Genomic DNA, 8,023 nt, shown 5'->3' with positions numbered 1-8,023 from the left:
AAAAAAAGCCCCGGATTAGCCCGGGCCGCAAAGAATTAATCTTTAGCCTGGAGATCGAGGATATTTTGTTCAAGTTTACGGATTAAGTGGAGCAAGGTTTCCACTTCCTGCTTCGAGACCCCTGAGAGGATTTCATCACGGGTCTTACCTATCACCTCTTCCATCTCGTTGATCAGCGGTTCGGCTTTTTCCGTCAGCTTGATGCGTTTGGCCCGCCGATCGCTTGCGCAGGTCTGGCGAGAAATGAGCCCTTTCTCCTCCAGCTGATCGAGCGTACGCACCAGCGACGGCTGTTCAATACCGATAGCTTTCGCCAGCTGGATCTGCGACTGCTCAGGCGGCAGCTGGTGGATGTTATGCAGCGTGACCCAGTGGGTCTGCGTTAACTCCAGAGGTTTCAGGCGATGGTCGATTAGCGCGCGCCAAACGCGAACTAAACGTGCCAGATCAGAACCAAGTGGCGATTCCAATTTCATCTCCTTATAATTAGCTTGCTAAGTTATTATACTGATTTTAGAATAGTGTGCAGCATTTGAATTATCAAAACAAATGAATTACTTGATTCAACAAAAACCAAAACAATGATTTACACTGTTAAAGAGTAGCACGTCCTGAGGTTACCCCTGTAATGGCAAAGGATTTTTGCTTGTGAAACTGAGTCTTAACACATCCGGATTGCCGCTGCAGGACCTGGTGTTCGGCGCATCCGTCTATTTCCCTCCGCTGTTCAAAGCCGTCTTGTTGGGTTTCTTTATCTGGTTGTTTTTACATCGCCAGCTGCGTGACTGGATGTATGCGGGCGACATCTGGCACCCGCTACTAATGGATCTCTCCCTGTTCGCGCTCTCGGTCTGTCTGGCCCTGGTATTACTCATTGCCTGGTGATCTCCCTGTTATGAAAAGATTAAAATATCTGTCAACGCTGCTGGTCGCGGCCGTCGCCCTGATTGCCGCATGGTTGTTATGGAATTTCTACACTCAGTCACCCTGGACCCGCGACGGCAAAGTGCGCGCCGAGCAGGTTGGGATCACCCCTCAGGTCTCCGGCAGTATTCTGCAGTTGAACGTAACCGATAACCAACGGGTCAAAGCCGGGGAAGTATTGTTTACCATCGACGACACCCCCTATCGCATCGCGGTGCTGAACGCCCAGGCGCAGCTGGCGAAAGCCCAGGCGGAGGTGGCGAAAGCGCAGGCGGAGCAAAGCAAGGCCGCCAGCGAAGCTCGCCGTCGCCGAAGCCTGTCGCAAAATGCCATCTCGGCTGAAGATCTTGAGAACGTCAATACCGCCCTGAATACCGCCACCACCACCCTGGCTGCCGCCAGAGCGGGGGTCGGCGTAACCGAAGCGGCGCTGAAACATGCGCAGTGGCAGCTCAGCCAGACGGTTGTCAAAGCGCCGGTGGATGGCTGGGTGACCAACCTTTCCACCCGCGTCGGTGATTACGCTACCACCGGCCATCCGGTCTTTGCCCTGGTGGACAGCCACTCGTTTTACGTGCTGGGCTACTTCGAAGAAACCAAACTGCGCCACATTCGCATCGGCGATCCGGCACAAATTATTCTCTATAGCAATCAGCAGACGCTAAAGGGCCATGTCGCCAGCATCGGCCGCGCGATTGTCGACCAGAGCGTGGAACAGGGAACCGGGCTGGTGGCCAACATCAAACCAAATATCCCCTGGGTTCGTCTCGCCCAACGCGTTCCGGTGCGAATTGCCTTTGATACGCTGCCGGCCGATGTCACCCTGGTCTCCGGTACCACCTGCACTGTCTCAATTGGCGGGCAGTAATGAACCTGCAGACCCTGTCGTGGCGCGCACTCCCCTGGGTTAAAGCCACCCGGCCGCAGTGGCGGTACGCATTGCGCAACGGCATCGCGATGTGTCTTGCGCTGAGTATCGCCTATGCGCTGGATCTTGATGAGCCCTACTGGGCGATGACGTCCGCGGCGGTGGTCAGCTTTCCCACCGTCGGCGGCGTGATCAGTAAAAGTTTTGGCCGCATCGCAGGCAGCCTGCTCGGCGCCTGCGCCGCCCTGCTGCTTGCCGGTCATACACTCAACGATCCCTGGCTGTTTCTGTTCAGTATCTCCGGCTGGCTGGCGCTCTGCACCTGGGCCTGCGCCCTGTTCACCAACAACGTCGCTTATGCCTTTCAGCTGGCGGGCTATACCTGCGCCATCATCGCCTTTCCGGTGATTAACATCAGCGACAGCTACGAGCTGTGGGTCATCGCCCAGTCGCGCGTCTGCGAAGTCATCGTCGGGATCCTCTGCGGCGGGCTAATGATGATGATCCTGCCAAGCACCTCCGACGGCAGCAACCTGCTGACGGCCCTGAAAACCATGCACGCCCGGCTGCTGGAGCACGCCAGCCTGCTGTGGGTGCCGGAGACGACGGATGCCATTCGCACCGCCCATGAGAGCGTGATTGGCCAGATCCTGACCATGAACCTGCTGCGTATCCAGGCCTTCTGGAGCCACTACCGTTTCCGTCGGCAGAATCCTCTGCTGAACTACCTCCTGCATCAGCAGCTCAGAATGACCAGCGTCATCTCCAGTCTGCGACGGATGCTGCTGAACTGGCCTGACGCGCCGGCGAATACTCGCCAGGTACTGGAGTCGCTGCTCGCCGAGCTCGCCACCCCTCATGCCGACAGCTATCACGTTGCGCGGATCCTGGCGCCGCTGGCGCCGCGGCAGGATGCCGATTACCGGCACATCGCTTTCTGGGCGCGATTGCGCTATTTCTGTCGCATTTACCTGGAGAGCAGCCGCTGGATCCGCCGCGTTGAAAATGCCTCGGCGATCGCCGAGTTCAATGTGCCCGCCGCCCCGCCATTAGCCCGCCATACCGATCAGGCGGAGGCGTTGCTCAACGGTGTCCGTACCTTTTGCGCGCTGGTGGCGATTGGCGCATGGGGGATCAGTACCCAGTGGACCAGCTGCGCGGCGGCCCTGACCCTGGCCTCCATCTGCTGCGTGCTCTACTCCGTATCCGCCTCGCCGTTTCGCTCGCTGACATTGCTGATGCAGACTCTGGTCCTGCTGTCGCTATTCAGTTTCGTGGTGAAGTTCGGCCTGATGGTGCAGGTAACCGACCTGTGGCAGTTTCTGCTGTTCCTGTTCCCGCTCCTGACCACCATGCAGTTACTCAAACTGCAGTGGCCCAAATACGCCGGCCTGTGGGGACAGCTTATCGTCTTTATGGGCTCGTTTATCGCCGTCACCAACCCGCCGGTGTACGATTATGCGGCCTTTTTCAATGATAATTTGAGCAAGATTGTCGGGGTAGGCTTTGCCTGGCTGGCCTTTGCGGTACTGAGTCCGGGCTCTGACGCCCGCAAAGGGCGACGCCATATCAGAGCGTTACGGCGTCACTTTGTCGATCAGCTTAGCCGTCATCCTCAGCACAGTGAGCATGAATTTGAATCGCTGGTCTATCACCACGTCAGTCAGCTCAGCCAGAGTAAGGATGCCCTGGCGCGCCGCTGGCTGTTGCGTTGGGGCGTCGTGCTGCTCAATTGCTCGCACGTCGTCTGGCAGCTTCGCGAATGGGAAACCCGCTCCGATCCTCTCGCCCAGGTGCGCGACCTGTGCATCAACCTGTTACGCGATGTGATGAGCGAGCGCGGCGTGCAGCAGCGCCCGCTGGCCTCCACCCTGCAGGAGCTGCAGCGGATCTGCGACGCCCTGAACCACCATCATCAGCCGGCGGCGCGGGAACTGGCCGCCGCGATTTGGCGACTGTACTGCGCCTTGTCGCAGCTGGAACAGGCCCCGGTGGCCGGCACAATTGGCGAAGGAACTACTTAATCACCCCGCAGGCAAACCGTTCGCCGCCGCCGCCCAGCGGCTGCGGACTGTCGGCCATGTTATCCCCGCCTACGTGGACCATCAGCGCTTTCCCTTTCACCTCCGCCAGCGTTTTCAGGCGCGGAGCAATAATCGGCTGGTCGGCTACGCCCGCATCGTTGACCACCAGCAGGGGCAGGTCGCCAAGATGCCCGGCCCCCAACGGCCCTTCGTGTTTGCCGGTATGCTGCGGATCGTAATGTCCGCCCGCCGCCCCGGCGGCCACGGCTTTACCTTCTTTCATCGCCGGCTGGCAGCTGCCTTCGGCATGAATATGAAACCCGTGCTTACCCGGCGGTAGCGCCCGCAAAGTGGGGGCGAACTCGAGTCCGCGGTCGGTTTCGGTGATTTTGACGCTGCCGATGGTCTGACCGACGCCCTGGGTGGTCACGAGATTAAGTTGCACATCTTCACTAACGGCCTGTGCGCCAGCGCAAAATGCGAGGGATAAGATCGCGAGAATACATCGTTGCATAACACCTCCGGATGGCTGTCTCCCTGTTAAGTGTAAACCAGGAACGCCTTTCCGGAGGGGAAATGCCCGTTACGGTACGTCGTACCCGAGCGCGGCTTTACGGATGCGGAACCACTGCTGACGGGTCATGCTGAGTTTTTCAGCCACAATCGCCGAGCGCACGCGCTCGATTTTGCCCGAGCCAATAATCGGCAGCGGCTGCGACGGCAGACGCAGCACCCAGGCATAAACTACCTGTTCGATGCTGTCGGCGTTAAGCTCGTGCGCCACCTGCGCCAGCTCATCGCGCAGCGCCTGGAAGCCCTCTTCGTTAAACAGGCGACCACCGCCAAGACAAGACCACGCCATCGGACGAATACGCAGTTGCTGCAGCTGATCGAGAGTACCGTCGAGCAGCAGCGGCTGATGCACCGGTGAAATTTCGACCTGGTTGGTGGCCAGGGTAAACGGCAGACGTGACTGCAGCAAGGTGAACTGGGCGGGGGTAAAGTTCGAGACGCCAAAATGGCGCACTTTACCGCTATGATGCAGCGCGAGAAAAGCTTCGGCTACCTCGTCGGCGTCCATCAGTGGGTCCGGCCGGTGGATCAGCAGCAAGTCGAGATGGTCCGTCGCCAGATTACGCAGCGATTGCTCGGCGCTGAGCACGATGTGATCGCGGTCGGTAATGTAGTGGCCAATGGTGTTCTCAGCGCGCGCCCGGGTGGCGATACCGCATTTGCTGACGATTTCCATCCGGCTACGCAGATGCGGCGCTCGCTTCAGCGCTTCGCCAAAGGCAGCCTCACACTCATAATCGCCATAGATATCGGCGTGATCGACGGTGGTTACGCCTAAATCGAGATGCTGCTCAATAAAGCTGACCAGCTCGCCAGGCGACATTTTCCAGTCCATCAGACGCCAGTAGCCCATCACAAAACGTGAAAATTCCGGCCCCTGGGGAGCCATAGCAATACGCTGAACCATAACCGCTTCCTCAATAAAAAAGTGCTCTGAGTATACGTAATTTTTGGCTTAAAACAGTGAGGGTTGCTGCGGTTCTTCCGCCGGCTCCGGCCTGTTCGCGCGTATTTTGCGCAGCAGCCGTTGGCGGCAAAGACGCAAAACCTCCTGTTTCTGCGCATCGCTCATCGTTTGCCAGTTAAAACGTTCCTCACGGCTGCGGAAACAGCCGCGACAGTAGCCGCGCTCATCGGTCTGACATATTCCCCGGCACGGGCTCTGCACCGGGAAAAATTCTAACTGCTCTGCCACCACACGCCTCCTGTCCCCTCGTCTCCTTTCATTGAAGACGTTTCCCCGCGCCGACGCAAATTTTGTTCACTACGTGCTGCGTCAGCTAACATTTTTCCGCCGACGCTTGCATTAGACCAATCGGTCTACTACAGTGTGCAGCATGAACAGACACAGCGATTGCGATACCCGAGAACATATCCTGGCCACCGGCGAGCAGCTTTGCATGCATCGCGGTTTTACCGGAATGGGCTTGAGCGAACTTCTGAAGACGGCGGAGGTGCCCAAGGGCTCCTTCTACCACTACTTTCGCTCTAAGGAAGCCTTCGGCGTCGCGCTGCTTGAACATCACTACACCGGATATCTGCAGCGCCTGGTCGACCACTTCGATCATGGCGACGGTAACTATCGCGATCGCCTGCTGGCCTACTATCAGCACACGCTGAATCAGTTCTGCCAGCAGGGGATTATTAGCGGGTGTCTTACTGTCAAGCTATCCGCGGAGGTTTGCGATCTGTCGGAAGATATGCGCGCCGCCATGGATCGCGGAGCCAGCCAGATTATCGCCCTGCTGGGCGACGCGCTGGAGAAAGGACGTCAGGAAGGCAGTCTCGCATTTGACGGCGCGGCCATGACCCTGTCGCAGGTGCTGTATTCCCTGTGGCTCGGGGCCAACCTGCAGGCCAAAATTACGCGTAGCGCAACGCCGCTGGAAAGCGCCCTTGCCCACGCCAAACAGATTATTGCGGCGCCTGCGGTATAACAGGCGTTTTTATTTCATCAGTTACTAGACGACCGGTCTACTCAGGAGTCACTATGTCGGAAGCAAAATTATTCAGCCCACTGAAAGTCGGTGCGGTCACCGTCCCTAATCGCGTATTTATGGCGCCGTTGACGCGTCTGCGCAGCATTGAGCCGGGCGATATCCCTACTCCGCTGATGGGCGAATACTACCGCCAGCGCGCCAGTTCCGGGCTGATCATCACCGAAGCGACGCAGATCTCCGCGCAGGCCAAAGGCTACGCCGGCGCGCCTGGGCTGCACAGCCCGGAGCAGATTGCCGCCTGGCAGAAAATTACCGCCGGCGTTCATGCCGAAAACGGTCATATCGCCGTCCAGCTGTGGCACACCGGGCGTATTTCCCATAGCAGCCTGCAGCCTGGCGGCGCCGCCCCGGTAGCGCCTTCCGCGCTGAGCGCGGGCACCCGTACCTCACTGCGTGACGAAAACGGCCACGCCATTCGCGTCGACACCTCAATGCCCCGCGCCCTGGAAACCGCAGAGATCCCAGGGATCGTCAACGATTTCCGTCAGGCGGTCGGCAATGCCCGTGACGCCGGCTTCGATCTGGTTGAGCTGCACTCAGCCCACGGCTATCTGCTGCACCAATTCCTCTCGCCATCGGCGAACCAGCGTACCGATCAGTACGGCGGCAGCGTGGAGAACCGTGCCCGTCTGGTGCTGGAAGTGGTTGACGCCGTGAGTCAAGAGTGGAGCGCCGAGCGCATTGGCATCCGCGTGTCGCCGATTGGCAGCTTCCAGAATGTGGATAATGGCCCGAACGAAGAAGAAGACGCGCTGTATCTGATTAGCGAGCTGGCGAAACGCGGTATCGCCTATCTGCACATGTCCGAGCCGGACTGGGCGGGCGGCAAACCTTACAGTGAAGCTTTCCGTCAGAAAGTCCGCGACCGCTTCCCGGGGGTGATCATTGGCGCTGGCGCTTACACAGTAGAAAAAGCCAACGATCTTATCAATAAAGGGCTGATTGATGCCGTGGCCTTTGGCCGCGATTACATCGCCAACCCGGATCTGGTGGCTCGCCTGCAGAAAAAAGCGCCGCTTAACCCGCAACGCCCGGAATCCTTCTACGGCGGCGGCGCGGAAGGCTACACCGATTACCCGACTCTGTAATCCCTCCATTGATAGCGGCGACGTATCGCCGCTATACTCAACGTTCTGATCTATCAAATAAACTGCATAGGGGACATTATGCGCTTACTCCACACCATGCTGCGCGTTGGCGACCTGCAACGTTCTATCGACTTCTATACCAACGTGTTGGGCATGAAGCTGCTGCGCACCAGCGAAAACCCGGAGTACAAGTACTCCCTCGCCTTTGTCGGCTACGGCGAAGAGAGCGAAACCGCGGTGATCGAACTGACCTACAACTGGGGCGTGGACAGCTATGAGCTGGGCACCGCCTACGGCCATATCGCGCTGAGCGTCGATAACGCCGCCGAAGCCTGCGAACGGATCCGTCAGAACGGGGGCAACGTCACCCGTGAAGCCGGGCCGGTAAAAGGCGGCACCACCGTCATCGCCTTCGTGGAAGATCCGGACGGTTACAAAATCGAGCTCATTGAAGAGAAAGATGCCGGCAAAGGTCTGGGCAACTAACGCTTCCCCACGCTGGCATATTTAATGCCATGGCTCGCCCGGGCGCTACGGCGCCCGTTG

The 8,023-nt window shown here is 58.6% G+C and carries 10 protein-coding genes; 6 read left to right on the top strand and 4 right to left on the bottom strand.

Annotated elements, in window-relative coordinates:
* Positions 1-35: 35 nt before the first annotated feature.
* Positions 36-476, bottom strand: a complete 441-nt coding sequence (gene slyA / locus HMPREF9538_RS01120) for a transcriptional regulator SlyA (protein ID WP_004143833.1) — start codon at positions 474-476, stop codon at positions 36-38.
* A gap of 172 nt (positions 477-648) precedes the next feature.
* On the opposite strand from slyA, the gene HMPREF9538_RS01125 reads away from it, so the two are divergent.
* Genes HMPREF9538_RS01125 through HMPREF9538_RS01135 form a run of 3 tightly spaced genes read left to right on the top strand, consistent with a single transcriptional unit; the run spans position 649 to position 3,816 of the window.
* A complete protein-coding gene (locus HMPREF9538_RS01125; protein ID WP_004143834.1) occupies positions 649-885 on the top strand; it encodes a DUF1656 domain-containing protein in 237 nt (78 codons plus the stop codon).
* A gap of 10 nt (positions 886-895) precedes the next feature.
* Positions 896-1,792, top strand: coding sequence for an HlyD family secretion protein (locus tag HMPREF9538_RS01130; RefSeq protein WP_004143835.1), 897 nt, complete (start codon positions 896-898; stop codon positions 1,790-1,792).
* Positions 1,792-3,816 carry an FUSC family protein gene (locus tag HMPREF9538_RS01135; RefSeq protein ID WP_002907754.1) on the top strand — a complete coding sequence of 675 codons (2,025 nt, stop codon included), beginning with the start codon at positions 1,792-1,794 and terminating at the stop codon, positions 3,814-3,816. Before HMPREF9538_RS01130 ends, HMPREF9538_RS01135 begins: the two co-directional genes overlap by 1 nt.
* Here the strand turns inward: HMPREF9538_RS01135 and sodC are convergent.
* From sodC to HMPREF9538_RS01150, 3 genes are all read right to left on the bottom strand, one after another.
* Positions 3,809-4,330 carry a superoxide dismutase [Cu-Zn] SodC gene (sodC, locus tag HMPREF9538_RS01140; RefSeq protein ID WP_004184268.1) on the bottom strand — a complete coding sequence of 174 codons (522 nt, stop codon included), beginning with the start codon at positions 4,328-4,330 and terminating at the stop codon, positions 3,809-3,811. The genes HMPREF9538_RS01135 and sodC overlap by 8 nt on opposite strands.
* A gap of 69 nt (positions 4,331-4,399) precedes the next feature.
* Positions 4,400-5,296, bottom strand: coding sequence for an aldo/keto reductase (locus HMPREF9538_RS01145; RefSeq protein ID WP_009486423.1), 897 nt, complete (start codon positions 5,294-5,296; stop codon positions 4,400-4,402).
* Positions 5,297-5,344: 48 nt separating this feature from the next.
* Positions 5,345-5,587, bottom strand: coding sequence for a DUF1289 domain-containing protein (locus tag HMPREF9538_RS01150; protein WP_004189722.1), 243 nt, complete (start codon positions 5,585-5,587; stop codon positions 5,345-5,347).
* Positions 5,588-5,726: 139 nt separating this feature from the next.
* Here HMPREF9538_RS01150 and HMPREF9538_RS01155 point away from each other — a divergent pair, with 139 nt between their 5' ends.
* The 3 genes from HMPREF9538_RS01155 to gloA all read left to right on the top strand — a co-directional run bounded on the left by HMPREF9538_RS01155 (position 5,727) and on the right by gloA (position 7,963).
* Positions 5,727-6,326 (top strand): TetR/AcrR family transcriptional regulator, encoded by a 600-nt coding sequence (locus tag HMPREF9538_RS01155; RefSeq protein ID WP_009486422.1) that lies wholly within the window; start codon positions 5,727-5,729, stop codon positions 6,324-6,326.
* 53 nt (positions 6,327-6,379) lie between these two features.
* The gene (locus HMPREF9538_RS01160; protein WP_002907763.1) at positions 6,380-7,477 is read left to right on the top strand and encodes an alkene reductase; all 1,098 of its coding nucleotides are present in this window, start codon (positions 6,380-6,382) and stop codon (positions 7,475-7,477) included.
* 78 nt (positions 7,478-7,555) lie between these two features.
* Positions 7,556-7,963, top strand: coding sequence for a lactoylglutathione lyase (gene gloA, locus HMPREF9538_RS01165; RefSeq protein ID WP_002907764.1), 408 nt, complete (start codon positions 7,556-7,558; stop codon positions 7,961-7,963).
* The last annotated feature ends 60 nt before the right edge of the window (positions 7,964-8,023 follow it).

The sequence above is a fragment of the Klebsiella sp. MS 92-3 genome, from assembly GCF_000195655.1.
GTDB lineage: Bacteria > Pseudomonadota > Gammaproteobacteria > Enterobacterales > Enterobacteriaceae > Klebsiella > Klebsiella pneumoniae.
This window is presented reverse-complemented; position numbering and strand designations above follow the sequence as displayed.